We start from the raw sequence: 24,552 nt of genomic DNA, 5'->3' as shown, positions 1-24,552 counted from the left end.
CGCCCACCAAAAGGGCGTCAGCCTGCCATTTTTATACGTGTTCGGCGATGACATGGATCAAGCGCCCGCCCTGCCTTTTCCTAATGAATAATGATTCACTTCAATCGATCTTTTAATCACTCTTCTGCTGATTACTTTTCCTTATGATCGACACGATTATTTAAGGATTATGACGAACCGTAAAAAACAGAGTGTTTATGCGGCTTGCAACCATTGAGCAACAGATCGTGCTGCTTTAAAACGCAATAACAGTGCGCTATCTACTTATAGCCGCTTTCTTATAGTGAGTCAGATCACACATCACAGGGGCTTATCACCCGAAAAAGTCAATGTAAAAAAGCTTAAATCTTTTTATTAATCAAATTGATAACTGCGCTTTAGCACACTTTTGAACAAATAAGAATGACATTTGACCTGTGTCCGGATTCCCGATAAGTTGGAAATTCGCTGGAAGCTTTCTCGATGGGTGTTCTGCCCATCATATTTATGCAGTAAATGAGATTCCCTCTTAAGTAAGTCCTCAACGACGAAGTATCGATGAAAAAGGATATCAGGAGGGCGACACGCAAGGTTTGCGTATGACGCGCAATACCCTGTCGCCGCACCCTTTCTGCGCCCGCGCGCCATCGATACAGAGGGATCCCGCAGAGCCTGGGGAGGTTCACTGATATGTTGTACGATAAATCCCTTGAGAGGGATAACTGTGGTTTCGGCCTGATCGCCCACATAGAAGGCGAACCTAGCCACAAGGTAGTGCGTACCGCGATCCACGCGCTGGCGCGTATGCAACACCGCGGCGCTATCCTCGCCGACGGCAAAACCGGCGACGGTTGCGGCCTGCTGCTGCAAAAACCGGATCGCTTTTTCCGCATGGTCGCCGAAGAGCATAACTGGCGCTTAGCGAAAAACTACGCCGTTGGCATGCTGTTCCTGAATCAGGACCCGGAGAAAGCCAGCGCCGCACGCCGTATCGTGGAAGAAGAGTTGCAGCGTGAAACCCTGTCTATCGTAGGCTGGCGCGTTGTGCCGACTAACGAAGGCGTACTGGGTGAAATCGCACTCTCTTCCATGCCGCGTATTGAGCAGATTTTTGTGAACGCTCCGGCAGGCTGGCGTCCGCGCGATATGGAGCGCCGTCTTTTCATCGCGCGCCGTCGCATTGAAAAACGTCTGGTGGACGATAAAGAGTTCTACGTCTGTAGCCTCTCGAACCTGGTCAACATTTATAAAGGTCTGTGTATGCCGGCGGATTTGCCGCGCTTCTACCTGGACCTGGCGGACTTGCGTCTGGAATCAGCCATTTGCCTGTTCCACCAGCGCTTCTCCACCAACACCGTGCCGCGCTGGCCGCTGGCGCAGCCGTTCCGCTATCTGGCGCATAACGGGGAAATCAATACCATCACCGGTAACCGCCAGTGGGCGCGCGCGCGTACTTATAAATTCCAGACGCCGCTTATTCCGGATCTCCACGACGCTGCGCCATTTGTTAACGAAACCGGCTCCGACTCCAGCTCAATGGATAATATGCTTGAGTTGCTGCTGGCAGGCGGGATGGATATCGTGCGTGCGATGCGCCTGCTCGTTCCGCCAGCCTGGCAGAACAACCCGGATATGGACCCGGAGCTGCGCGCGTTCTTTGACTTTAACTCCATGCATATGGAGCCGTGGGACGGCCCGGCTGGCATCGTGATGTCAGACGGTCGTTTCGCCGCCTGTAACCTCGACCGTAACGGCCTGCGTCCGGCGCGCTACGTCATCACTAAAGACAAACTCATCACCTGCGCCTCTGAAGTCGGCATCTGGGATTACCAGCCGGATGAAGTGGTGGAAAAAGGCCGTGTCGGCCCAGGCGAACTGATGGTTATCGATACACGCGGCGGGCGCATTCTGCACTCGGCGGAAACCGATAACGATCTTAAGAGCCGTCACCCGTACAAAGAGTGGATGGAGAAAAACGTTCGCCGTCTGGTGCCGTTTGAAGATCTGCCTGACGATCAGGTTGGCCAGCGTGAAATGGATGACGCGTTGCTCGAAAGCTACCAGAAGCAGTTCTTCTACAGTAACGAAGAGCTGGACGCCGTTATCCGCGTGCTGGGCGAAAACGGCCAGGAAGCCGTCGGCTCAATGGGCGACGATACCCCGTTCGCCGTGCTCTCCAGCCAGCCGCGCATTATTTACGATTACTTCCGCCAGCAGTTTGCTCAGGTGACCAACCCGCCTATCGATCCGCTGCGTGAAGCGCATGTGATGTCGCTTGCCACGAGCATTGGCCGCGAGATGAACGTCTTTTGCGAGGCGGAAGGCCAGGCGCATCGCCTGAGCTTTAAATCGCCGATCCTGCTCTTCTCTGACTTCAAACAGCTCACCACGCTTGAAGAGCAACACTATCGCGCCGATACGCTGGATATTACCTTTACACCCGCACAGGCAACACTGGAAGAGACCGTGAAGGCGCTGTGCGACAAAGCGGAGCAGATGGTACGTAATGGCACCGTGCTGCTGGTGCTCTCGGATCGTAACATCGCGAAAGACCGTCTGCCTGTGCCGGCTCCGATGGCCGTCGGCGCCATCCAGACTCGTCTGGTAGAACAGAACCTGCGCTGCGATGCCAACATTATCGTGGAAACCGCAAGCGCCCGTGACCCGCACCATTTCGCGGTGCTGCTGGGCTTCGGCGCGACCGCTATCTACCCTTATCTCGCCTACGAAACGCTGGCGAAACTGGTGGATACCGGCGCTATCGAAAAAGATTACCGCAGCGTGATGCTGAACTACCGCAATGGCATCAACAAAGGCCTGTACAAAATAATGTCCAAAATGGGCATTTCGACCATCGCCTCTTACCGTTGTTCGAAGCTGTTCGAAGCTGTCGGTCTGCACCGCGACGTTTCAGAGCTCTGCTTCCAGGGGGTCGTCAGCCGCATCGGCGGTGCAGGCTTCGCGGATTTCGAGCAGGATCTGCTGAATCTGTCGAAACGCGCCTGGCTTGCCCGCAAGCCACTCACACAGGGCGGTCTGCTGAAGTATGTGCACGGCGGCGAATATCACGCTTACAACCCGGATGTGGTGCGCACGCTGCAGCAGGCGGTACAGAGCGGCGACTACAGCGACTATCAGCAATACGCAAAACTGGTTAACGAGCGCCCAGCGGCAACGCTGCGCGATCTGCTGACGCTGAACCCGCAGGGCGAAGCGGTACGCGTGGAAGATGTCGAACCGGCGAGTGAACTCTTTAAGCGTTTTGATACGGCAGCGATGTCTATCGGCGCGCTGAGCCCGGAGGCGCACGAGTCGCTGGCGGAGGCAATGAACAGCCTCGGCGGCTTCTCAAACTCCGGCGAAGGCGGCGAAGACCCGGCGCGTTACGGCACCAATAAAGTGTCGCGCATCAAGCAGGTGGCATCTGGGCGCTTCGGCGTGACGCCGGCGTACCTGGTTAACGCCGATGTGATTCAGATTAAAGTGGCGCAGGGCGCGAAACCTGGTGAAGGCGGTCAGTTGCCTGGCGATAAAGTAACGCCGTATATCGCGCGTCTGCGTTATTCGGTGCCGGGCGTGACGCTCATCTCTCCGCCGCCGCACCACGATATCTACTCCATTGAAGATCTGGCGCAGCTGATTTTTGACTTAAAACAGGTCAATCCGAAGGCGATGATCTCCGTGAAGCTGGTTTCCGAACCGGGCGTGGGCACCATTGCTACAGGTGTTGCGAAGGCGTACGCAGACCTCATCACTATCGCAGGCTATGACGGCGGCACAGGCGCAAGCCCGCTCTCCTCCGTGAAATATGCGGGCTGTCCGTGGGAGCTGGGTCTTGTTGAAACTCAGCAGGCACTGGTGGCGAACGGTCTGCGTCATAAGATTCGCCTGCAGGTCGACGGCGGCCTGAAAACCGGCCTTGATATTATCAAAGCCGCGATCCTTGGCGCGGAAAGCTTCGGCTTCGGCACCGGCCCGATGGTCGCGCTGGGTTGTAAATACCTGCGTATTTGCCACCTGAACAACTGCGCGACCGGCGTGGCGACCCAGGATGACAAACTGCGTAAAAACCATTACCACGGTCTGCCGTTCAAAGTGACTAACTACTTTGAATTTATTGCCCGTGAAACACGCGAACTCATGGCGCAGCTTGGCGTGACGCGTCTTGTTGATCTGATTGGCCGCACCGATCTGCTCAAAGAGCTGGAAGGCTTTACGGCGAAGCAGCAGAAACTGGATCTGGCGAAACTGCTGGAAACCGCCGAGCCGCATCCGGGTAAAGCCGTTTACTGCACCGAGAGCAACCCGCCGTTTGATAAAGGTGATCTGAACGCGCAACTGCTGACGCAGGCGAAACCGTACGTGGAGAGCAAACAGAGCAAAACATTCTGGTTTGATATCCGCAATACCGACCGCTCCGTTGGTGCGCTGCTCTCTGGCTATATCGCGCAGTCACACGGCGATCAGGGCCTGGCGTCTGACCCTATCAAAGCGTACTTCACCGGCACAGCCGGGCAGAGCTTCGGCGTCTGGAACGCGGGTGGCGTTGAGTTGCACCTGACGGGCGATGCGAACGACTATGTCGGTAAAGGCATGGCGGGCGGCCTGCTGGCGGTTCGCCCACCGGTCGGGTCATCATTTAAGAGCTACGAAGCGAGCATTATCGGCAACACCTGCCTGTATGGCGCAACGGGTGGCCGTCTCTACGCCGCAGGCCGGGCGGGCGAGCGTTTCGCGGTACGTAACTCCGGCGCGATTACCGTCGTGGAAGGCATCGGCGATAACGGTTGTGAGTACATGACCGGCGGCATCGTCTGTATTCTCGGCAAAACGGGCGTGAACTTCGGCGCGGGCATGACTGGCGGCTTCGCCTATGTCCTCGACGAAGACGGCGAATTCCGCAAGCGCGTGAACCCGGAGCTGGTGGAAGTGCTGAATGTCGATGAATTAGCGATTCACGAAGAGCATCTGCGCGGGCTTATTACCGAGCATGTGCAGCAGACCGGTTCGCATCGCGGCGAAGAGATCCTCGCGAACTGGCCCGCGTTCTCGGCGAAATTCGCGCTCGTAAAACCGAAGTCCAGTGATGTCAAAGCATTGTTGGGTCACCGTAGTCGTTCCGCAGCCGAGCTGCGGGTGCAGGCGCAGTAAGAGGTCACGATTGATGAGTCAGAACGTTTACCAATTTATCGACTTACAGCGCGTTGATCCGCCAAAAAAGCCGCTTAAGATCCGTAAAATTGAGTTTGTGGAAATTTATGAGCCCTTCTCAGAAGGCCAGGCCAAAGCACAGGCAGACCGCTGCCTGTCCTGCGGCAACCCTTACTGTGAATGGAAATGTCCAGTCCATAACTACATCCCTAACTGGCTGAAACTGGCCAACGAAGGGCGCATTTTCGAAGCTGCAGAGCTTTCTCACCAGACCAATACGCTGCCAGAAGTGTGCGGCCGCGTCTGCCCGCAGGACCGCCTGTGCGAAGGCTCCTGTACGCTGAATGATGAATTCGGCGCGGTGACCATCGGCAACATCGAGCGCTATATCAACGATAAGGCGTTTGAGATGGGCTGGCGCCCGGATCTCTCCGGCGTGAAACCGACCGGCAAACGCGTCGCGATTATCGGCGCGGGTCCGGCGGGTCTCGCCTGTGCCGACGTGCTGACGCGCAACGGCGTAAAAGCAGTCGTATTTGATCGCAACCCGGAAATCGGCGGCCTGCTGACCTTCGGTATTCCCGCCTTTAAGCTGGAAAAAGAAGTGATGACGCGCCGTCGCGAAATCTTCACCGGTATGGGTATTGAGTTCCAGCTCAACACCGAAGTAGGCCGCGATGTTCAGATGGATGCGTTGCTGAAGGAGTATGACGCGGTATTCCTGGGCGTTGGCACCTATCAATCCATGCGCGGCGGGCTTGAAAATGAAGACGCGCCGGGCGTTTATGAAGCGCTGCCGTTCCTCATCGCCAATACCCGTCAGATCATGGGCTTTGAAGAAGATGCGCAGCAGCCGTACATCAGCATGGAAGGCAAACGCGTGGTTGTGCTGGGTGGCGGTGATACTGCGATGGACTGCGTACGTACCTCGGTGCGCCAGGGCGCGACCCACGTGATTTGCGCCTATCGTCGTGACGAAGAAAACATGCCGGGTTCACGCCGCGAAGTGAAAAACGCGCGTGAAGAAGGGGTGGAATTCCAGTTCAACGTGCAGCCGCTTGGTGTTGAAATTAACGCGAACGGGAAAGTGTGCGGCGTGAAAATGGCGCGCACCCAGATGGGCGAACCGGACGACAGAGGCCGTCGTCGTGCTGAGATCGTACCGGGTTCAGAACATGTGCTGCCTGCTGATGCCGTGGTCATGGCGTTTGGCTTTCGCCCGCACAGCATGGAATGGCTGGCAACGCACAGCGTTGAGCTCGATTCCCAGGGCCGCGTGATCGCACCGGAAGGCAACGAAAACGCCTTCCAGACCAGTAACCCAAAAATCTTTGCCGGCGGTGATATTGTCCGTGGCTCCGATCTGGTGGTAACGGCAATCGCCGAAGGCCGTAAAGCCGCAGATGGTATTATGAATTATCTCGACGTCTGATTCGACGGTCGCAAATCGTATTAAGGGAAGCCTCGCGCTTCCCTTTTTTATTTCACTTATCAATAAAACAAGTTTTTTTGTTTCCAGAAAAAGACTTTTTAACGGCATCACTACTGTCGTGTATCGCTGCCTTTTTAATCCGACATCAGACAAATACCTTTCGTTACTCACCCCATTTCCCCGCGCTACACCCTGATCATTTGCACCCTCAATGAATAATCGGGAAATCCGGAATCAGACAGCAGAACTCATTGATATTTCATATTTATAAATTCCGTATCTTTCAGGAAGCATGTTATTTACGAGAGCAATGAAATAAGCTGCGGCAACGCCGACACTTTATTCAATACATTATTATATTGGACATAATTATGAATAACTTAAAACTATTCAGGAAAAATAGTATCACTAAGATAATGGCTGGTGTATTTCCGGCCATTGTTTTGCTCACACCGTCGCTTGCACACGCCATTACCAATATCGATGAAGATACGGAAGACACCTATATTTTTAGCGGTGATAAAGAATACGTGATAGATACGGGTGTCACGATGTCTTCTGCAACGACCGATCCCAGCGCACTGATCAAAGGGAAAAGCGTAACCTCTGTCATTAATAACGGCACGATGAAAAATGACAATGGCGATACGGTCGTTGTCGACATTACAGGCCAGACATCAGACATGATGACGCTGGAAAATAAAGGCGCTATTAACAGTTCCGGTACCGCGATCGACGTAAAAAATGGCGCTAACGTCACCATTATTAATAGCGGGAAAATTTCCGGTGGAAATACTTCTATCTTATTCGAAAGTAGCGGGAATAATGCACTGATCTTGAAAGCGGGATCGGATCTTCAGGGAGACGTTATCACTAAAGGTTCTGGCAACAATACGATAATCCTTAATGACAGTGGCAAAGAAGACAGCAATTTTATTGGCGCTGAGGCGGGCGAAGGCTTTACGTCGCTGACGATGGACGGGAGCAACTGGACGCTGACCGGCGATATCAATTTGACCGGGACGGGCGACAGTCTGACGGTGAAAACGGGTAATCTCACGCTCGGCGGAGAGGTCACCAATACAGGCTCATCGCTTATCACCAACGGCGCTACGCTGCAAATCGGTACCGGCAGCGGCGACAACGCCTCCTTACAGGGCAATGTCACTAATAACGGTACGCTTATCTTCAACCAGGCCGCAGATTATGCCTTCGCGGGCGATATTTCTGGCTTGGGCAATCTGGTAAAAGAAAACGCCAGTACATTGACGCTGAGCGGCAACAACAGTTACAGCGGCGACACGACGCTTAAAGACGGCACAACGTTGCTCGCCGAAAACGGCACGATTGGCCCTGACGGCGGCACCGGCATTATCCATATTGAAGAAGGCGCGACGTTTGCTTCCGCGGGCACCGTAAACAGCAACGTGAGCATCGCCGCTGGCGGCGTGCTGGCGTCCTGGAACGCCGTGAGCGGTAATGAAAACGCCGCCACTCCGGCTTCTGGCAACACGATAACGGGTAACGTGACCAACCAGGGCACGTTAGAGATTGCGGGCGGCAATAGCGTCGGCAACGCATTTACGGTCGATGGCAACTATACCGGCGACCAGGGCAGCCGCATCGTGATGAACACCGAGGCCGGTCAGGATGACTCTCCGACTGACCATCTCGCCATCACGGGTGACAGCGCCGGCACCTCCTCACTTGACGTAGCAAATATCGGCGGCCAGGGCGCGCAGACGATCAACGGGATTGAACTTATCAGTGTTGGCGGGGCATCTGATGCTTCCTTTACGCTTGATAAACCCGTCGTGGCCGGGATGTGGGAGTATGACCTCTATCAGCATGATAATGGCAACTGGTAACTGGAATCGAAAGCCAGTGATACTCCGGCCCCAACGCCTGATCCAGACGATAATGGCGGTGATGATGGTGGTGATACCCCACCGGCGCCGGAAGTTTATCGCCCGGAAGCGGGCGTTTACATGGCCAACTATCTCGCTGCTCAGAAGATGTTTATCCATAAGCGTGACGACCGCGATCAGTTGATGTTACGCGACGCGGACGATCTCAATACCTGGATGTACGTTAAGGGTGAATACAACGACGGCAACTTCGCGGACGGTAACCTGAAATATAAAATTCGTTCCGCCGTTGTTCAGTTGGGCAGCAATGTTCTGAGTAAAAACCTTTCTACCGGCACGTTACACAGCGGCTTTATGTTAGGTGCGGGCTACAGCGATACCACAGCAGATGCACGCCATAATATCCGTTCGGCTGACGGGCGCGTTAACGGTTACAACCTCGGCGTTTATGCCACATGGCAGGAAGATCAGAAGCTGCGTCTTGGCAGCTATATCGACAGCTGGGCGTCTTATAGCTGGTATAACAGCCAGGTCAACGGCGACGATATGCCGGGTGAGCATTATGACAGCCAGGGCTACGCCGCCTCGCTGGAGCTGGGACATGCGTGGCTGGTGCCGTCTGAGAAAGCGCGCACGATGAAGTTCGAACCGCAAGGCCAGGTTATTTACAGCAACCTGCATCAGGATTACCACGTCGAATATAACGGCACCCGCGTCAGTACGCCGGATGACGATGCGGTACTCGGTCGTGTTGGGCTTAAAGCGAGCTACGTGGATCAAAAAGTAGTAGAAGCGTGGCAGCCTTATGGGGCAGTTAACTGGCTTATCGGTAACGGGATGAGCGATCTTAACTTCAACAATGAGACACTCGATTCCAATGTACCCTCTAACCGATTCCAGCTGGAAACGGGTGTGAGCGGTAAAGTTGACAATAAGACTACCGTCTCCTTGCGCATCAGTAGCGAATGGGGCGACAACTCCTACAACGCCTACTCTGGCCATATGCTGGTGAACTATCGCTGGTAACCGGCCGTTCAAAGCCGCCTCACGGGGCGGTTTAATGATAAAAAAAGCCGGTATGCATAAACATACCGGCTTTATTGTCAGAGTGAACGTGGTTACTTCACGACACGTAACGCAGGACGCCCGCCACGCGGCGGCGGCTCGTCGTCCGGATCGGTATCATCCGTATGATCCGGCTTATCGCCATCAATCACGGACATCACGGTTTCCGGCTCTTCAGCATTATTCTCGTCGTTCAGGCTCGCCATCTCTTCATCATAAGCGGCCTCTGGCTCGAACATCGTACCGGCGCCGTTTTCACGGGCATAGATAGCTAACACTGCACCGAGCGGTACGGTGACCTGACGCGGCACGCCGCCGAAACGGGCGTTGAAGCGGACTTCGTCGTTCGCCAGTTCCAGATTACCGACCGCACGCGGCGCGATGTTCAGGACTATCTGTCCGTCACGCGCGTACTCCAGCGGCACCAGCACGCCCGGCAGCGTCACATCCACGACCAGGTGCGGCGTCAGCTGGTTATCCAGCAGCCATTCATAAAAGGCACGCAGCAGATAAGGACGACGTGGAGAGAGCTGAGACATATCCATAAGGTTTAGCCCCGGGTTTGCAGGCGGATTTCGCGCTCGGCTTCAGTCAGCGAAGCAAGGAACGAATCACGTTCAAACACGCGAGTCATATAGCCTTTGAGCTCTTTCGCCCCCGCGCCGCTGAACTCAACGCCCAGTTGCGGCAGACGCCACAGCAGCGGCGCCAGGTAGCAATCCACCAGGCTGAACTCGTCGCTCAGGAAATACGGTTTCTGCCCAAACACTGGCGCGATAGCCAGCAGTTCTTCGCGAAGCTGTTTACGTGCCGCATCCGCTTCCTGTGCAGAGGAGGCGTTAACGATGGCATTCATCAGCGAATACCAGTCTTTCTCGATACGGTGCATATAAAGACGGCTCTCCCCGCGAGCGACCGGATAAACCGGCATCAACGGCGGATGAGGGAAACGCTCATCAAGATATTCCATAATGATGCGCGACTCCCACAGAGTCAGTTCACGGTCTACCAGCGTCGGCACGCTTTGATTTGGGTTGAGGTCAATCAGATCCTGCGGCAGGTTATCCGTTTCCACATGCTCAATTTCAAAGCTGACACCCTTTTCAGCCAGCACAATGCGGACCTGATGGCTGTAGATATCAGTAGGACCAGAAAACAGCGTCATTACCGAACGTTTGTTGGCAGCGACAGCCATGAAAACCTCCAGGTATATTCAGAAAGTTACTGCTACCAGCCGCAAAACCGGCTGGCCTTATCGGTTTACCCTTCCGTGCCGAACTTACTTCCGTCTGCAAAACGAACAAAACGTGAACAGTTACCAGCATTTGGGCACAAAATTGGATGATAGTTTACCAGATTTTGCGCAGCTTGTGGTGAGAGGTTTTGTCCGATTGGCGTAAATGGACGGGATTTCAGTAGATTAGCGACCAGATAAAAATTCCGGGCATAAAAAAACCCGGCGGTGTGCCGGGTTTTTCGCCAATAAACTTCTGCGAGAGCAGAAAAATATTAACGTTTGGAGAACTGCGGACGACGACGTGCTTTACGCAGACCGACTTTCTTACGTTCAACCTGACGAGCGTCACGAGTAACGAAGCCAGCTTTACGCAGTTCAGAGCGCAGAGACTCATCGTACTCCATCAGAGCGCGGGTGATACCGTGACGGATCGCACCAGCCTGACCGGAGATACCACCACCTTTAACGGTGATGTACAGATCCAGTTTCTCAACCATGTCGACCAGTTCCAGCGGCTGACGAACTACCATGCGGGCAGTTTCGCGACCGAAGTACTGTTCCAGAGAACGCTGGTTGATAACGATTTTACCGTTGCCCGGTTTGATAAACACACGAGCGGCGGAGCTTTTGCGGCGACCAGTGCCGTAGTATTGATTTTCAGCCATTGCCATAATCCCGATTAGATGTCCAGAACTTGCGGTTGCTGCGCCGCGTGGTTGTGCTCGTTGCCCGCGTAAACTTTCAGTTTACGGTACATAGCACGGCCCAGAGGGCCTTTCGGCAGCATGCCTTTAACCGCGATTTCAATTACACGCTCAGGACGGCGGGCAATCATCTCTTCAAAGGTCGCTTCTTTGATACCACCGATGTGGCCAGTGTGGTGGTAGTACATTTTGTCAGAACGCTTGTTGCCGGTAACAGCAACTTTTTCTGCGTTCAGAACGATGATGTAGTCACCGGTATCAACGTGCGGAGTGTATTCCGCTTTGTGCTTACCGCGCAGGCGACGAGCCAGTTCGGTAGCCAGACGGCCCAGAGTTTTACCGGTCGCGTCAACAACATACCAGTCGCGTTTTACGGTTTCTGGTTTAGCTGTAAAAGTTTTCATTAAAAGCTTACCCAAATATAGAGTTACACGTTGGCGAACACCCAAACGCTTAAATTGAGTTGAGGTTCACACGACAAAGTCCGCAAACCTACCCCCTCGGATATGTTTTCGGCACACAAAAGTTTCGGGAAAAAAACTTTGTTGTAACGTGGGGTCGCAAGATTATAGAGAAGTCGAGTATAAAGATCGACCCCTTTTATGAGGAAAGTAACGAGTTTCGCTCCCCTGCGTACAGGGGAGCGCTAAGGCTCAGGGCAGATGCGGGCGTTTAAGGTACTCTTCGCTCTGCATCTCCTGCAAACGGGACAGACAACGTTTAAATTCAAACGCCAGTTGTTCCCCTTGATAAATACGCTCCGGCGGTGTTTGCGCCGAGACCACCAGTTTCACCTGGCGTTCGTAAAACTCATCCACCAGCGCGATAAAGCGCCGCGCGGCGTTTTCGGTCGAGGTCGTCATCACCGGCACGTCAAACAGCAGCACCGTATGAAACTGGCGCGACAGCGCAATGTAATCATGCTGGCTGCGCGCATCTACGCATAACGTCGCAAACGAGGCCGCGAGCGTCTGATTTTCCACACCCAACGTCGGCAGCGGTCGATGATTAATCTCAAGCGACGGGGCCGCGCTACGTGGCGCGCCCGCCAGCGCCAGCCAGAGTTTATCCATCTGACGCGCCGTCGCGTCGTCACACGGAGAGAGCCACAGGTGCGCCTGGGTCAGCGTTCGCAGACGATAGTCGATACCCGCATCCACATTCATGACGTCACAGTTTGCTTTAATCGCCTCAATAGCCGGCAAAAAGCGTGTGCGTTGCAGCCCGTTGCGATACAGCTCATCAGGCGGAATGTTGGACGTCGCCACAAGCGTAATACCGCGCGCAAACAGCGCCTGCATCAGACCGCCGAGCAGCATCGCATCAGTAATATCGGACACAAAAAACTCATCGAAACAGATGATATCCGTCTGTGCTTTAAAGCCATCGGCCACCACCTCCAGCGGATCGGTCTGCCCTTGCAGGGCGGCGAGCTCTTCATGAACCCGCAGCATAAAGCGATGGAAGTGCAGGCGGAGTTTGCGCTCACCCGGCAGGCTGTGAAAGAAAAGATCCATCAGCCAGGTTTTGCCGCGCCCAACGCCGCCCCACATATATAAGCCGCGCACCGGCGTTTCAGAGGCACTGTCTTCCCGTTTGCCGAAGAGCTTACTGACTTTCGTCAGCAGACCGCCGCGCGAAGGCGCAGGCTCAGCCGTTTTCTGTGAAAGCGCCTGCCAGATAAGATTCAGACGATTTACCGCCTCTTGCTGGACGTCGTCCGGCTGATGAGTGCCCTCTTTCAGGGCCTGCTGGTAGCGCGATGTCGGAGAGATGCTCTGCATATATTACTCTTACTTCCTGAAAACGTTCGCCAAAGCGTTAGATTGGCCAAAAAAAGGCCGCTCTACACTACGCCATGCCGCTCCAGGATTCCACTTCTCCTGAAATAGCGGTTATAGTGGGTTTACCGGTCGACGGCACGCAGACGAGAAACCAAGCCTCGCCGTTACCACCCTACGGAATCACAAGACAACGGGAGATGTTCATGACCTGGGAATATGCGCTTATTGGGTTAGTCGTCGGCATCATTATCGGCGCCGTCGCTATGCGTTTCGGTAACCGCAAATTACGTCAACAGCAGGCTCTGCAATACGAGCTTGAGAAGAACAAAGCGGAGCTTGACGACTACCGCGAAGAACTGGTCAGCCACTTCGCCCGCAGCGCCGAACTGCTGGATAACATGGCGCACGACTATCGTCAGCTTTATCAGCACATGGCGAAAAGCTCCAGCAGCCTGCTGCCGGAAATGTCCGCAGAGACCAACCCGTTCCGTAATCGCCTTGCGGAATCGGAAGCCAGTAACGATCAGGCGCCGGTGCAAATGCCGCGCGACTACTCTGACAGCGCATCTGGCCTGCTGCGTACAGGTGCGAAGCGCAACTGATACGCTATCAAATCCTTACCGTCGGGCGCATTTTGCGCCCGCTTTTCTTTGGGCGCTGACTATGCTTATTCTGAGCGCTGCCGTCCCGATGACAGCATTGTTACGACGTTGAGAATTCAATAATATCCGTGTTTTCAGGTTACCTTTTATAACCAGGTTGCGAGAGCCGCGTTCATGAAAAAACAAACCCTGCTGTTAAGTGCGTTAGCGTTAAGTCTCGGTTTATCTTTTGTGGTGCCCGCGCCGGTACTGGCCGCCCTGCCCTCTCAGGTGCCGGGCCAGCCTGCGGTGCCAAGCCTCGCGCCAATGCTGGAAAAAGTCCTGCCTGCGGTGGTAAGTGTGAAAGTCGAAGGCACCGCCGTGCAGGAGCAACGCGTACCGGAAGAGTTAAAAAAATATTTCGGCGAATCCATGCCGGATCAGCAAGCACAGCCGTTTGAAGGGCTCGGTTCCGGCGTCATCATTGATGCCGCGAAAGGCTACGTGCTTACCAATAATCACGTGATCAACCACGCCGAAAAAATTAGCGTGCAGCTTAACGACGGTCGCGAGTTTGATGCCAAACTGATCGGCGGCGACGATCAGAGCGATATCGCACTTATCCAGTTGCAAAACGCCAGTAACCTGACGCAAATCCAGGTGGCGGATTCCGATAAACTGCGCGTGGGCGATTTCGTGGTCGCTGTCGGCAACCCGTTCGGCCTCGGCCAGACCGCCACTTCCGGCATCGTCTCGGCGCTCGGGCGCAGCGGGCTGAATCTGGAAGGCTTTGAAAACTTCATTCAGACCGACGCGTCCATCAACCGCGGTAACTCCGGCGGCGCACTGCTTAACCTGAACGGCGAACTTATCGGCATCAACACCGCTATCCTCGCGCCGGGCGGCGGCAGCGTGGGCATCGGGTTTGCTATTCCTGCCAATATGGCCCAGACGCTCGCCAAACAATTGATGCAATCCGGTGAAGTGAAACGCGGCTTGCTGGGCATCAAGGGGACTGAGATGAGCGCCGATATCGCCAAAGCGTTTAACCTCAATACCCAGCGCGGGGCGTTTGTCAGTGAAGTGATGCCTAACTCCGGCTCTGCCAAAGCGGGTATTAAAGCAGGTGATGTCATCATCAGCCTGAATGGCCGTCCCCTGAACAGCTTTGCGGAACTGCGTTCACGCATCGCCACCACTGAACCGGGCACCAAAGTGAAGCTCGGCCTGTTGCGTGACGGCAAAGCACAGGAAGTGGAAGTGACGCTCGATAAGAGTACCTCGTCCTCCGCGAGCGCCGACATCATCGCCCCTGCCCTCCAGGGCGCGTCCCTGAGCGACGGTCAGCTAAAAGACGGCACCAAAGGCATTACTATCGATAATGTCGAAAAAGGGAGCGCAGCGGCGCAGGCTGGCCTGCATAAAGATGATGTTATCGTCGGCGTGAACCGCGAGCGTGTCAGCTCCATCGCTGAAATGCGTAAACTGCTGGAAACTAAGCCCGCCATCATCGCGCTGCATATCGTGCGTGGAAACGACAGCCTCTATTTACTGCTGCGTTAATAAACTGAGACAACGGACATCACGCCGCATGTGATGTCCGTTTAACTCATGCTATGCTGCGCCCGTCCCCTGGCTACTTATCCCATACACATGTTTCTGAAGCTTCTACGCTCGGTTATTGCAGGGTTAATCGTCGCAGCGCTGCTGCTGACGCTCGTACCGTCCCTGCGCCCATATAATCCGCTGTTACAGCCGCGGCTCGACAGCGTTGATGAAACGCCCGTGAGCTATAACCGGGCGGTGCGTCGTGCTGCGCCTGCGGTCGTTAACGTCTATAACCGCAGCCTTGGCGGCAGCAATCGCAGCCAGCTGGAAATCCGTACGCTCGGCTCGGGCGTTATCATGGATCAGCGCGGCTATATTCTGACGAACAAACACGTCATCAACGACGCTGACCAGATTATCGTGGCATTGCAGGATGGCCGCGTATTTGAAGCGCTGCTGGTCGGCTCCGACAGCCTGACCGATCTCGCGGTGTTGAAAATCAATGCCACCGCCCTGCCGGTGATCCCTATCAACCCACAACGGTTGCCGCATATCGGCGATGTGGTGATGGCGATAGGCAACCCTTATAACCTCGGGCAGACCATTACACAGGGCATCATTAGCGCCACCGGTCGCATCGGGCTTAACCCGTCAGGTCGTCAGAACTTTCTGCAGACCGACGCCTCTATCAACCACGGTAACTCCGGCGGCGCGCTGGTCAATTCCCTGGGCGAGCTGATGGGCATTAACACGCTTTCTTTTGATAAGAGCAATGACGGCGAAACGCCGGAAGGCATTGGCTTTGCTATACCGACTCAGCTTGCCACGCGCATTATGGAAAAGTTAATTCGCGACGGGCGTGTGATCCGCGGTTATATCGGCATCAGCGGGCGTGAAATCACGCCGATGCATACGCCTGCGGCAGGCATCGATCAGATTCAGGGAATTGTAGTTAACGATGTAGCGCCGGACGGCCCGGCCGCCCGCGCAGGCATTCAGGTCAATGATGTGATTGTGTCGGTAAACCACAGGCCTGCGATCTCCGCACTGGAAACGATGGACCAGGTGGCGGAAATCCGTCCGGGCTCGGTGATCCCTGTGGAAATCATGCGTAACGACCGCAAGCTCACGATTCAGGTAACGATTCAGGAATATCCGGCGACACCCGAATAGCGGTCTTGCAGGCATAAAAAAACCGGAACCTGAGTTCCGGTTTTTTTTATTCGCCAGCGCTTACTTGTTGACGAACTCTTCGCCCAGGGCGATATCTTTTTTCAGCGTATCCAGCATGCCTTCCAGCGATTGCTGTTCATAGGCGCTCAGGGCACCGATCGGTTTACGCTCTTCAATGCCGTTTTTACCCAGCAGCAGCGGCTGTGAGAAGAAACGTGCGTATTCGCCGTCACCTTCCACATAGGCGCATTCCACCACGCCCTGGTCGCCCTGGAGCGCACGCACCAGAGAGAGGCCGAAGCGTGCAGCCGCCTGGCCCATAGACAGCGTCGCAGAGCCTCCGCCCGCCTTCGCTTCCACGACTTCGGTGCCGGCGTTCTGGATACGTTTAGTAAGATCAGCAGCTTCCTGATCGCTAAAGTTCACGCCAGGGATCTGAGAGAGCAGCGGCAGAATGGTCACGCCAGAGTGGCCGCCGATTACCGGTACGTCCAGCTCACCCGGTTTTTTACCTTTCAGTTCGGCGACAAAGGTGTTGGAGCGGATGATATCAAGCGTCGTGACGCCAAACAGTTTGTTCTTATCGTATACGCCCGCTTTTTTCAGCACTTCCGCCGCGATAGCGACTGTCGTGTTGACCGGGTTAGTAATAATGCCGATGCATGCTTTCGGGCAGGTGGTCGCTACTTGCTGGATCAGGTTTTTCACGATGCCTGCGTTCACGTTGAACAGATCGGAGCGATCCATACCCGGTTTGCGCGCAACGCCTGCGGAGATCAACACCACGTCAGCGCCTTCCAGCGCCGGTTTGGCGTCTTCACCAGAGAAACCTTTGATTTTCACGTCGGTCGGAATATGACTTAAATCCACTGCGACCCCTGGGGTCACCGGTGCAATGTCATACAGAGAGAGTTCTGAGCCTGAAGGCAGTTGGGTCTTGAGTAGAAGGGCAAGCGCCTGGCCGATACCGCCTGCCGCGCCGAGGACTGCAACTTTCATCCTAAACTCCTTATTATGGTTAGCAATTGTGTGCCGTTACTCCATGAGGTGGCGACCATAATCATCCTGGGAGGAAGTTATAGCACTCTTTTCGCCCGCAGTTTGCGATCGTAGCGCGTTTTAACTGAAAGCGATGCGGCCTTCTCGCCGGGTGCAGACGACGCAGTTGCCGCCGGGTCACTACCGAAGCAACATCTCAACAGGCGGTTACATTACACCCTCTTTAAGCATCAAAACAACATCATTTTGATAACATTTAGTTTACTTAAAGACATATTTGCGAGTCGTGACGCAGGCATGTTCCTTGATAACGTAATTTGATAAAATTCGTCTCTTTCATAACATTATTTCAGCCCGCCACAAGGCAGATCGTTTGCATAAAAATTCATCACAATGCATAATAATGTTGTTTATTGGCCTGTATACGGGTGATATATGCGTAGCTCCGCAAAACAAGAAGAATTAATCAAAGCCTTCAAAGCGTTACTTAAAGAAGAAAAGTTCAGTTCCCAGGGCGAAATCGTTCAGGCGCTGCAGGATCAGGGTTTTGAAAACATCAACCAGTCCAAAGTCTCGCGCATGTTAACGAAATTTGGCGCCGTGCGTACGCGCAACGCCAAAATGGAGATGGTGTATTGCCTGCCGGTCGAGCTTGGCGTGCCGACGACATCCAGCCCGCTTAAAAATCTGGTGCTGGATATCGATTACAACGATGCCGTGGTGGTTATTCACACCAGCCCTGGCGCCGCGCAGCTTATTGCACGTCTGCTGGATTCTCTTGGCAAAGCTGAAGGTATTCTGGGCACTATCGCGGGTGACGACACTATCTTCACCACGCCTGCACGAGGCTTTACGGTAAAAGACCTCTACGAAGCTATTCTGGTGCTCTTCGAGCAAGAGCTGTAAGCCTGCGCCGCCGCCGGTTATTCCGGCGGTCGCGCATTTCCCTTCGCATTTCCCCTTCCTTTTATTACGCACCCAGCGTAATACACCTGTTTTTTACGGCTGCGCATTGAGATAAGCTGAAAAACCGCACAAATAATCAACTTGGTATAAGCTGCTGATTAGAAATAATAAAAATCATAAGGCGGGTGTTTTTCGGCTATTTTTATAATGATCGGTAATAAAAAACACGGCTGAGCGTTAAAAGTTTCATAGTAAATCATTAGCTTTGTATTAATTTTTTGGGTGATTAGTGTATACTTGATTTTGTGATGAGGGTCACACAATAAGACCCCACCGATAACAATTACGACGAGGAAAAGAACATGAAAACCCAATCTACTGTAACAGCTCTGACACTTCTCTCTATGCTGTCCTTCGGCGCGTTCGCGGCGGATTCTATCAACGCAGAACAGGCGCAGAATCGTCAGCCTATCGGCACTGTATCCGTTGACGCTGTGAGCGGCGCACCGATGGACCTGCGTCAGATGTTGAATGAAAAAGCAGAAGCGAAAGGCGCGAGCGCATACCGCGTGATCGAAGCCCGTACCGGTGATCACTGGCACGCTACTGCAGAGCTTTATAAATAAGCGGTATAAGCCGTGAACTGCGCTGAGGCGCTGCTATACCGTAACCTCTCAGCGGCCCGATAAAAACCGTACGCTAACCATTAAGGCCGCTGAATACACCTGCATGAGGAATGAATTATGAAAACCACTTTTACCATCACTGCTCTGGGCCTTGCATCCGTACTTTCATTTGGTGCCAGCGCCGCCGTACACCAAGTTAACGCGCAACAGGCGCAAGATCTTCAGCCGATGGGCTCCGTCTCCGTGACGCAGCTGAGCGGCTCGCCGATGGACGTACGTCAGCAACTGGCCGCAAAAGCAGAAAAAGAAGGCGCCAGCCACTATCGCATCACTGAACTGACTCAGGGCGATCACTGGCACGCCACGGCACAACTGTACAAATAAACCCTCGTCGTCTTCTCCGACGACTTTTGCCCCTGCCTCGCGGGGGCCTTTTTCAGGGTTTAAAGTATGGTTATTGCCGAATATTGAAGAGGAGCTGCCCTTCCAGCTCCTCTTCTGCTTCATCAAACAGCAGAATCAGCGCGCCGAAGCGGCGTTTCACTTCCGCCGTCACATGCAGGAATAAGATCTCCAGCGGCAACGGCAGCTCTCCTTGCGTCACCACCTGCCACAAACTATCCAAATCCCCGACGCGCGCAGGCGTTATGCCGAAAGTATCCGCAAAAGCCGTATAAAAGGCCTGCTGATCGGCAATTGTACTGAAATCAAAACAATAGCTTTTCATTGTCGTCGCCACGCTTACGGGGCGGCCGTCACGCCGCCCTCACGCTTACTTATAAGCCGCCAAGATGCAGCGTTTTCACTTCCATAAACTCTTCCAGTCCCAGCACGGAGCCCTCGCGCCCCAGTCCTGACTCTTTTACGCCGCCAAACGGCGCAAGCTCCGTTGAAACCGCGCATTCATTAATGCCAATCATGCCGCTTTCCAGCTGCTGCGATACGCGAAACACGCGCTGAAGGTTCTGGGTGTAGAAATAGGCTGCCAGACCGTAAGGCGTATTATTCGCACGCTCAATGACTTCTTCTTCCGTTTTGAAGCTAAAGCAGGCCGCGAGCGGGCCGAAGGTCTCTTCCTGGGCCAGTTTCATGTCGTCATTTGCGTCAATCAATACCGTTGGTTGCCAGAAGTTGCCGCCAAGGGCATGCGGTTTACCGCCGGTCAGGACTTTCGCCCCTTTCGCGACGGCATCCTCTACATGTTCGCGCACTTTATCCACGGCAGACTGTTCAATCAGCGGCCCGACGATAACGCCGTCTTCCATACCGTTGCCTACTTTCAGCGCTTTTACCGCCTCCGCCAGTTGGTTGACAAAACGGTCGTAGACGCCTTCCTGAATATAAAAGCGGTTCACGCTCACGCACACCTGCCCCGCATTACGGAATTTATTGGCGATGGCGCCTTTGACCGCCGCATCAATATCCGCATCGTCAAAGACGATATAGGGCGCATTGCCACCAAGTTCCATCGAGACTTTTTTCATGGTTTCGGCGGCATTACGCATCAGCGTTTTGCCAACGGCTGTAGAGCCAGTGAACGAGATTTTGCGTACTTCCGGGCTTGCCATAATGGCGTCGCTGATTTCTGACGTACTGCCCGCAACCGCGTTCAGCACGCCATCCGGCACGCCCGCCTCCTGCGCCAGCGCGAGAAGCGCAAAGGCGCTCAGCGGCGTGTTATTAGCCGGTTTGATAACCCCCGTACAGCCAGCGGCAAGCGCCGGGCCGAGTTTGCGGGTTAACATCGCCATCGGGAAGTTCCATGGTGTAATCGCCGCTACCACGCCGACCGGTTCACGGGTCGCCAGAATGCGAGAGCCTGGCTTCGCAGGGGGAATGATCTCCCCGTTGGCGCGTTTGGCCTGCTCGGCGAACCACTGGATAAAGTTTGCCGCGTATTCCACTTCGCCTTCCGCCTCTTTCAGCGGTTTGCCCTGCTCGCTCGTCATCAGCTCGCCAAGCCAGCGCTTGTTTTCGATCATCAGCTGATACCAGCGGTAAAGAATCTCAGAACGTTCTTTCGCCGTCCTGGCGCGCCAGGCCGGAAAGGCGCGGCTTGCGGCCGCGATGGCAGCTTCGGTCTCTTTTTTACCGGCTTTCGCCACCTGCGCGATGACCTCGCCGGTGGCCGGATTCAGCACATCGAAGGTTTCCTGCGCGGTCTGCCATTTCCCGTCAACAAAGTAGCCGGTTTTAAAAAACGCATGTTCTGCAAATGGTTGTGCGGTCATTGTCCCCTCCTGCACATGAATGTCCGTGGATGGAGGTAAGTATAGTCATAAAAAAACCGACGCTTTGGGCGTCGGTTTTGGCATTAATTGTTGGTCAGTGCATGCTGATATTTGTGCAGCATATCGGTCAGGCGTTTCACCGAATCGATAACCGACTGCGGCGCCGCCCAGACGTGCAACTTCTCCTGATAGACTGCCAGTTCCTCCAGCAACTGACGGAACGTCGCGCGCCGCTTCTCGTCGCTGGAAGCAGAAATCAACCGGTCTGCTGTATGGCGGAGCTGGCGATGAAACGCCGAGAGATCGTCATTCACCGGCACCGGCGCTTCGCGCAGACGCTGATGCGCGATAATCAGATTCAGCGCCAGACGAAACTTCGCGACATCCCCCGGAAATTTACTCAGCAGCAGAAACAGCTGCTGGTAAAGCGCCGGCAGATGGTTCTCTTTGCGGCGCGCCTTGTTGGTGGTCAGTGACGATACCGCCGCCGAGACGAACTGATTGAGCAGCGTGCGGCCCGTCTGCGTCTGCGAATTATCGCGAATAACCAGAATCACCATCATCGCCAGCACACACCCCACCAGTTGCCCGAGCGCACTGTCGAGAAACTGGCTGAAGTGAAATGTCATCGGGTTATCGAGCACCAGAATATTGATGGTGCCCGCCAGCGCGCCCATAGAGCCAAGCCGCCGCTTCTGCACCTCGATGCCAATAAAGAAGCCGAGCAGCGCCAGGCTGATACAGAGCAACAACATACTCTGCTGGGTCGAGGGCAACACCACCAGAAAATAGAACGCGCCAAGCGGCAGCGCCGCCAGCATCCCGTACAGGAAGTCGAGCGAAACCATGCGTGGGTTCGGCAAGCGCATGGCGAGCGCCGTCACGACCGCAATCATAATCATCGCGCCGCTGCCGGAGGTCCAGCCGGTCCAGAGCCAGAACAACGCGCCCAGCAGGCACGAGACGGTGGTACGCCAAAAGTTAATCATCGCGTGGTGGCGCTCCGCCGACGCCGGTTTCACCACCACCTCGTCGGTCAGTACATCCTCTTCCACCGCGCTGATTTTTGCGTTAGTGATAACCCCGCGTTTGAGCAGCAAATAACGCGTCGCAGCGCCGACCCAGGTGTAAATCGTTACCGGCGTGTCGTGCTCACCCGTCCAGGAGAGCACACGGCGAATAAACTTCAGGCGACGATGCACGTCAGCGGCCGTTTCCACCGGTTCGACAAACAGTTCACGGTATTCAGGCGCAATCGCTTCAGGCCGGGTGTTCTGGATCAGATAGGTTTCACACGCCTGGGTGATGAGCGTCAGCGAAAGTGTATTCAGCGCTTTCAGCCGCCGGTTCGCCCGCCCCCAGCGCGACGACTCCATATTCAGGTTAACCCGCATTCCGTCCAGCGCCGCGGTGCGCCGGACCAGCGCGCCCCACGCGTTATCCACTTCTTCGCTGTCGCCATGGGCCATGCAAAGCTGCATCAGACGGAACTGTTCCACCAGCAATGCGTCGAGTTCGCGGTCGATCTCTTTTTTAATCGAGCGCGGCGAGAACAACAGGTCAGCAATAATCGCACTGAAAATCCCGAGCACGATTTCGCTACAGCGCTCCAGCGCAAACTGTGGTGCCAGCAGCGGCTCGGTTTGAATGGTAATGACGATGATCAGCGCCGTGTAACCCGCAAGGCCCCAGGCGTATGAGTTTTCGACCCTCACCAGCGAAGAGACCCAGGTACAAAAACCGGCCCAGACGCAGCAGATGGTGAGCATGACCACCGGCGCGCGGATAGTGCCGATGATAATTACCAGCGCGGCAATACAGCCAATGAACGTACCGATAATCCTCAGCATACCGCGATAGCGGATCGCGCCGGACCACGGTTCACCGCCCGCAGCAAATGCCGGACCGGCCGCTACGATAGCGGCAGTCAATACCGCCCAGCGCGGCGTCTCCAGTTGAAAGTGGAACCCGACAAACAGCGCCAGCACAATGGCGGTCGCGAGTTTTATCGCAAAGCGCAGGTGCCGGGGATCGATAGAAAGAAATCCCATGGCGATTAACCGAATTCGCGCAGGCGGTGCATCAGCTTGTTAAAGGCCGATTCCTGGCTGCGGTCGCGATCGTGCTCGCCTGTCACCACCACCGTTGCCGTAGTGCCGGCCGGGTAGAAATTACCAGGTTGTTTATCAAGGCGAATACGCACCGGTACGCGCTGGGCCAGACGCACCCATTCGAGATTGGAATCGACCGTTGCCATGCCTTTATCATCGCGCGTACTGCTGGCGTTGGTCACGCCCGCGGAAATACTGTCCACGGTGCCGTGAAGCACATGATTGCTGCCAAGCGGTGTGATCTCAACGCGAAAACCAGGACGCACACCTTCAAGCTTGGTTTCTTCCATATACGCCTGCACGTAAAAACTATTTTGTTTTACCAGCGCCACCGCCGTGGAGCCGCGCGTAATAAATTCGCCAGTGTAGACATTAAGGTTCGTGATCCAGCCATCCGCCGGGGCACGAATGACAGTACGCTGGAGGTCAAGCTTCGCCAAATCGCGCGTCGCCTCGGCTTTCGCAAGCTGATGCTGCACGGTTTGCAGTACATTATTCGCCTGGTCTATCTCTTCACGCGACATGGCCTGAACACCCAGCCGGTTGCGGCGGCCCGCCTCGCGGCGTTTTTCGTTAGCCAGCGCCGCATAATACGCTACGTCCGCTTCCGCCTCTTCCAGCGCCTTCTGGTAGCGCGGCTGGTCTATAGTGAAGAGCACCTGATCTTTCTTCACTAACTGGTTGTCATGCACCTCCACCGAGGTGATAAGCCCGGCGACATCGGGAGCGATAGCAACGACGTCTGCCGTGAAACGCGCGTCGCGCGTCCAGGGCGACTCGGTATAAAAACTCCAGGCGCGAAAAATGGCGATGAAGGCGAGCACGACCAGCACCACGGTGATGGCTGTGCGGGTTATTTTTGTTGTTAGTACTTTCACATCAACCTCAGACAAACAAGCGCGACAGCAGATAAAACAGACAGCAATAGAGCGCCGTATTAAATAACGCCGGATGCCAGACAAAATCGTAGATCCCGGTTGGGATCAGCGCGCGGCGCACCAGCCAGAAAATCGCCAGCGACAGCAGAAGCTCAAAAAAGATCGGCGGAAAGGAAAGACCGAATATCACAATGACCGGAAAAAGACTCATGTTGACCTTGATTTGCGTGCAGGCGATTGATTTTTAAACTATATTCCGCACCGAATAGCCTGGAATGG

19 protein-coding genes and 1 pseudogene are annotated in these 24,552 nt (G+C 54.8%); 9 read left to right on the top strand and 11 right to left on the bottom strand.

Annotated elements, in window-relative coordinates:
• Positions 1-669: 669 nt before the first annotated feature.
• The 3 genes and pseudogenes from gltB to AFK62_RS02060 all read left to right on the top strand — a co-directional run bounded on the left by gltB (position 670) and on the right by AFK62_RS02060 (position 9,456).
• The gene (gene gltB / locus AFK62_RS02070) at positions 670-5,130 is read left to right on the top strand and encodes a glutamate synthase large subunit (RefSeq protein WP_007673262.1); all 4,461 of its coding nucleotides are present in this window, start codon (positions 670-672) and stop codon (positions 5,128-5,130) included.
• Between the two features lie 13 nt (positions 5,131-5,143).
• Positions 5,144-6,562: a glutamate synthase small subunit gene (locus AFK62_RS02065; RefSeq protein WP_007673265.1), complete on the top strand. Its 1,419-nt coding sequence runs from the start codon at positions 5,144-5,146 to the stop codon at positions 6,560-6,562.
• 371 nt (positions 6,563-6,933) lie between these two features.
• Positions 6,934-9,456, top strand: a pseudogene (locus AFK62_RS02060) (autotransporter family protein).
• 92 nt (positions 9,457-9,548) lie between these two features.
• On the opposite strand, the gene sspB reads toward AFK62_RS02060, so the two are convergent.
• The 5 genes from sspB to zapE all read right to left on the bottom strand — a co-directional run bounded on the left by sspB (position 9,549) and on the right by zapE (position 13,220).
• On the bottom strand, positions 9,549-10,040 hold the full coding sequence (gene sspB, locus AFK62_RS02055; protein WP_007673274.1) for a ClpXP protease specificity-enhancing factor: 492 nt from the start codon (positions 10,038-10,040) through the stop codon (positions 9,549-9,551).
• 5 nt (positions 10,041-10,045) lie between these two features.
• Complete coding sequence (gene sspA / locus AFK62_RS02050; RefSeq protein ID WP_007673276.1) at positions 10,046-10,690, bottom strand: stringent starvation protein SspA; 645 nt, start codon at positions 10,688-10,690, stop codon at positions 10,046-10,048.
• A gap of 314 nt (positions 10,691-11,004) precedes the next feature.
• Positions 11,005-11,397, bottom strand: coding sequence for a 30S ribosomal protein S9 (gene rpsI, locus AFK62_RS02045; protein WP_000829818.1), 393 nt, complete (start codon positions 11,395-11,397; stop codon positions 11,005-11,007).
• 14 nt (positions 11,398-11,411) lie between these two features.
• Positions 11,412-11,840 (bottom strand): 50S ribosomal protein L13, encoded by a 429-nt coding sequence (gene rplM, locus AFK62_RS02040; protein WP_002437467.1) that lies wholly within the window; start codon positions 11,838-11,840, stop codon positions 11,412-11,414.
• Positions 11,841-12,089: 249 nt separating this feature from the next.
• The gene (gene zapE, locus AFK62_RS02035; RefSeq protein ID WP_007673282.1) at positions 12,090-13,220 is read right to left on the bottom strand and encodes a cell division protein ZapE; all 1,131 of its coding nucleotides are present in this window, start codon (positions 13,218-13,220) and stop codon (positions 12,090-12,092) included.
• A gap of 203 nt (positions 13,221-13,423) precedes the next feature.
• Here zapE and zapG point away from each other — a divergent pair, with 203 nt between their 5' ends.
• The 3 genes from zapG (at position 13,424) to degS (ending at position 16,522) form a co-directional block, all read left to right on the top strand.
• Positions 13,424-13,822 carry a Z-ring associated protein ZapG gene (gene zapG / locus AFK62_RS02030; RefSeq protein ID WP_004385113.1) on the top strand — a complete coding sequence of 133 codons (399 nt, stop codon included), beginning with the start codon at positions 13,424-13,426 and terminating at the stop codon, positions 13,820-13,822.
• Positions 13,823-13,996: 174 nt separating this feature from the next.
• Complete coding sequence (gene degQ, locus AFK62_RS02025; RefSeq protein ID WP_007673285.1) at positions 13,997-15,364, top strand: serine endoprotease DegQ; 1,368 nt, start codon at positions 13,997-13,999, stop codon at positions 15,362-15,364.
• A 90-nt stretch (positions 15,365-15,454) separates the two neighbouring features.
• Positions 15,455-16,522, top strand: coding sequence for an outer membrane-stress sensor serine endopeptidase DegS (gene degS, locus AFK62_RS02020; protein ID WP_007673288.1), 1,068 nt, complete (start codon positions 15,455-15,457; stop codon positions 16,520-16,522).
• Positions 16,523-16,582: 60 nt separating this feature from the next.
• Here degS and mdh read toward each other — a convergent pair whose 3' ends face one another.
• Positions 16,583-17,521, bottom strand: coding sequence for a malate dehydrogenase (gene mdh / locus AFK62_RS02015; protein WP_007673289.1), 939 nt, complete (start codon positions 17,519-17,521; stop codon positions 16,583-16,585).
• A gap of 435 nt (positions 17,522-17,956) precedes the next feature.
• On the opposite strand from mdh, the gene argR reads away from it, so the two are divergent.
• From argR to yhcN (AFK62_RS02000), 3 genes are all read left to right on the top strand, one after another.
• Positions 17,957-18,427 carry a transcriptional regulator ArgR gene (argR, locus tag AFK62_RS02010; RefSeq protein WP_007673291.1) on the top strand — a complete coding sequence of 157 codons (471 nt, stop codon included), beginning with the start codon at positions 17,957-17,959 and terminating at the stop codon, positions 18,425-18,427.
• Between the two features lie 362 nt (positions 18,428-18,789).
• Positions 18,790-19,053: a peroxide/acid stress response protein YhcN gene (yhcN, locus tag AFK62_RS02005; protein ID WP_032984440.1), complete on the top strand. Its 264-nt coding sequence runs from the start codon at positions 18,790-18,792 to the stop codon at positions 19,051-19,053.
• Positions 19,054-19,170: 117 nt separating this feature from the next.
• Positions 19,171-19,437, top strand: coding sequence for a peroxide/acid stress response protein YhcN (gene yhcN, locus AFK62_RS02000; RefSeq protein ID WP_007673294.1), 267 nt, complete (start codon positions 19,171-19,173; stop codon positions 19,435-19,437).
• Positions 19,438-19,507: 70 nt separating this feature from the next.
• Here yhcN (AFK62_RS02000) and AFK62_RS01995 read toward each other — a convergent pair whose 3' ends face one another.
• From AFK62_RS01995 to aaeX, 5 genes are all read right to left on the bottom strand, one after another.
• Positions 19,508-19,780, bottom strand: coding sequence for a barstar family protein (locus AFK62_RS01995; protein ID WP_007673296.1), 273 nt, complete (start codon positions 19,778-19,780; stop codon positions 19,508-19,510).
• A gap of 49 nt (positions 19,781-19,829) precedes the next feature.
• Positions 19,830-21,284, bottom strand: a complete 1,455-nt coding sequence (locus AFK62_RS01990) for an NAD-dependent succinate-semialdehyde dehydrogenase (RefSeq protein WP_007673299.1) — start codon at positions 21,282-21,284, stop codon at positions 19,830-19,832.
• 83 nt (positions 21,285-21,367) lie between these two features.
• Positions 21,368-23,335 (bottom strand): p-hydroxybenzoic acid efflux pump subunit AaeB, encoded by a 1,968-nt coding sequence (aaeB, locus tag AFK62_RS01985; protein ID WP_007673311.1) that lies wholly within the window; start codon positions 23,333-23,335, stop codon positions 21,368-21,370.
• Positions 23,336-23,340: 5 nt separating this feature from the next.
• On the bottom strand, positions 23,341-24,273 hold the full coding sequence (gene aaeA / locus AFK62_RS01980) for a p-hydroxybenzoic acid efflux pump subunit AaeA (protein WP_007673313.1): 933 nt from the start codon (positions 24,271-24,273) through the stop codon (positions 23,341-23,343).
• Positions 24,274-24,280: 7 nt separating this feature from the next.
• A complete protein-coding gene (aaeX, locus tag AFK62_RS01975; RefSeq protein ID WP_004385128.1) occupies positions 24,281-24,484 on the bottom strand; it encodes a p-hydroxybenzoic acid efflux pump operon protein AaeX in 204 nt (67 codons plus the stop codon).
• Positions 24,485-24,552: the final 68 nt, after the last annotated feature.

The sequence above is a fragment of the Cronobacter condimenti 1330 genome (assembly GCF_001277255.1).
GTDB lineage: Bacteria > Pseudomonadota > Gammaproteobacteria > Enterobacterales > Enterobacteriaceae > Cronobacter > Cronobacter condimenti.
Note: the sequence above shows the minus strand (reverse complement) of the source record. Positions and strands in the feature narration are given on the sequence as shown.

What these genes read in the sequence shown, in the direction of transcription:
- gltB (WP_007673262.1), top strand. Translation starts at nt 670, where the DNA reads ATGTTGTACGATAAATCCCTTGAGAGGGATAACTGTGGTTTCGGCCTG.
- rplM (WP_002437467.1), bottom strand. Translation starts at nt 11,840, where the DNA reads ATGAAAACTTTTACAGCTAAACCAGAAACCGTAAAACGCGACTGGTAT.
- aaeX (WP_004385128.1), bottom strand. Translation starts at nt 24,484, where the DNA reads ATGAGTCTTTTTCCGGTCATTGTGATATTCGGTCTTTCCTTTCCGCCG.
- mdh (WP_007673289.1), bottom strand. Translation starts at nt 17,521, where the DNA reads ATGAAAGTTGCAGTCCTCGGCGCGGCAGGCGGTATCGGCCAGGCGCTT.
- argR (WP_007673291.1), top strand. Translation starts at nt 17,957, where the DNA reads ATGCGTAGCTCCGCAAAACAAGAAGAATTAATCAAAGCCTTCAAAGCG.
- AFK62_RS01995 (WP_007673296.1), bottom strand. Translation starts at nt 19,780, where the DNA reads ATGAAAAGCTATTGTTTTGATTTCAGTACAATTGCCGATCAGCAGGCC.
- aaeB (WP_007673311.1), bottom strand. Translation starts at nt 23,335, where the DNA reads ATGGGATTTCTTTCTATCGATCCCCGGCACCTGCGCTTTGCGATAAAA.
- zapG (WP_004385113.1), top strand. Translation starts at nt 13,424, where the DNA reads ATGACCTGGGAATATGCGCTTATTGGGTTAGTCGTCGGCATCATTATC.
- yhcN (WP_007673294.1), top strand. Translation starts at nt 19,171, where the DNA reads ATGAAAACCACTTTTACCATCACTGCTCTGGGCCTTGCATCCGTACTT.
- sspA (WP_007673276.1), bottom strand. Translation starts at nt 10,690, where the DNA reads ATGGCTGTCGCTGCCAACAAACGTTCGGTAATGACGCTGTTTTCTGGT.
- degQ (WP_007673285.1), top strand. Translation starts at nt 13,997, where the DNA reads ATGAAAAAACAAACCCTGCTGTTAAGTGCGTTAGCGTTAAGTCTCGGT.
- sspB (WP_007673274.1), bottom strand. Translation starts at nt 10,040, where the DNA reads ATGGATATGTCTCAGCTCTCTCCACGTCGTCCTTATCTGCTGCGTGCC.
- AFK62_RS02065 (WP_007673265.1), top strand. Translation starts at nt 5,144, where the DNA reads ATGAGTCAGAACGTTTACCAATTTATCGACTTACAGCGCGTTGATCCG.
- yhcN (WP_032984440.1), top strand. Translation starts at nt 18,790, where the DNA reads ATGAAAACCCAATCTACTGTAACAGCTCTGACACTTCTCTCTATGCTG.
- rpsI (WP_000829818.1), bottom strand. Translation starts at nt 11,397, where the DNA reads ATGGCTGAAAATCAATACTACGGCACTGGTCGCCGCAAAAGCTCCGCC.
- degS (WP_007673288.1), top strand. Translation starts at nt 15,455, where the DNA reads ATGTTTCTGAAGCTTCTACGCTCGGTTATTGCAGGGTTAATCGTCGCA.
- zapE (WP_007673282.1), bottom strand. Translation starts at nt 13,220, where the DNA reads ATGCAGAGCATCTCTCCGACATCGCGCTACCAGCAGGCCCTGAAAGAG.
- AFK62_RS01990 (WP_007673299.1), bottom strand. Translation starts at nt 21,284, where the DNA reads ATGACCGCACAACCATTTGCAGAACATGCGTTTTTTAAAACCGGCTAC.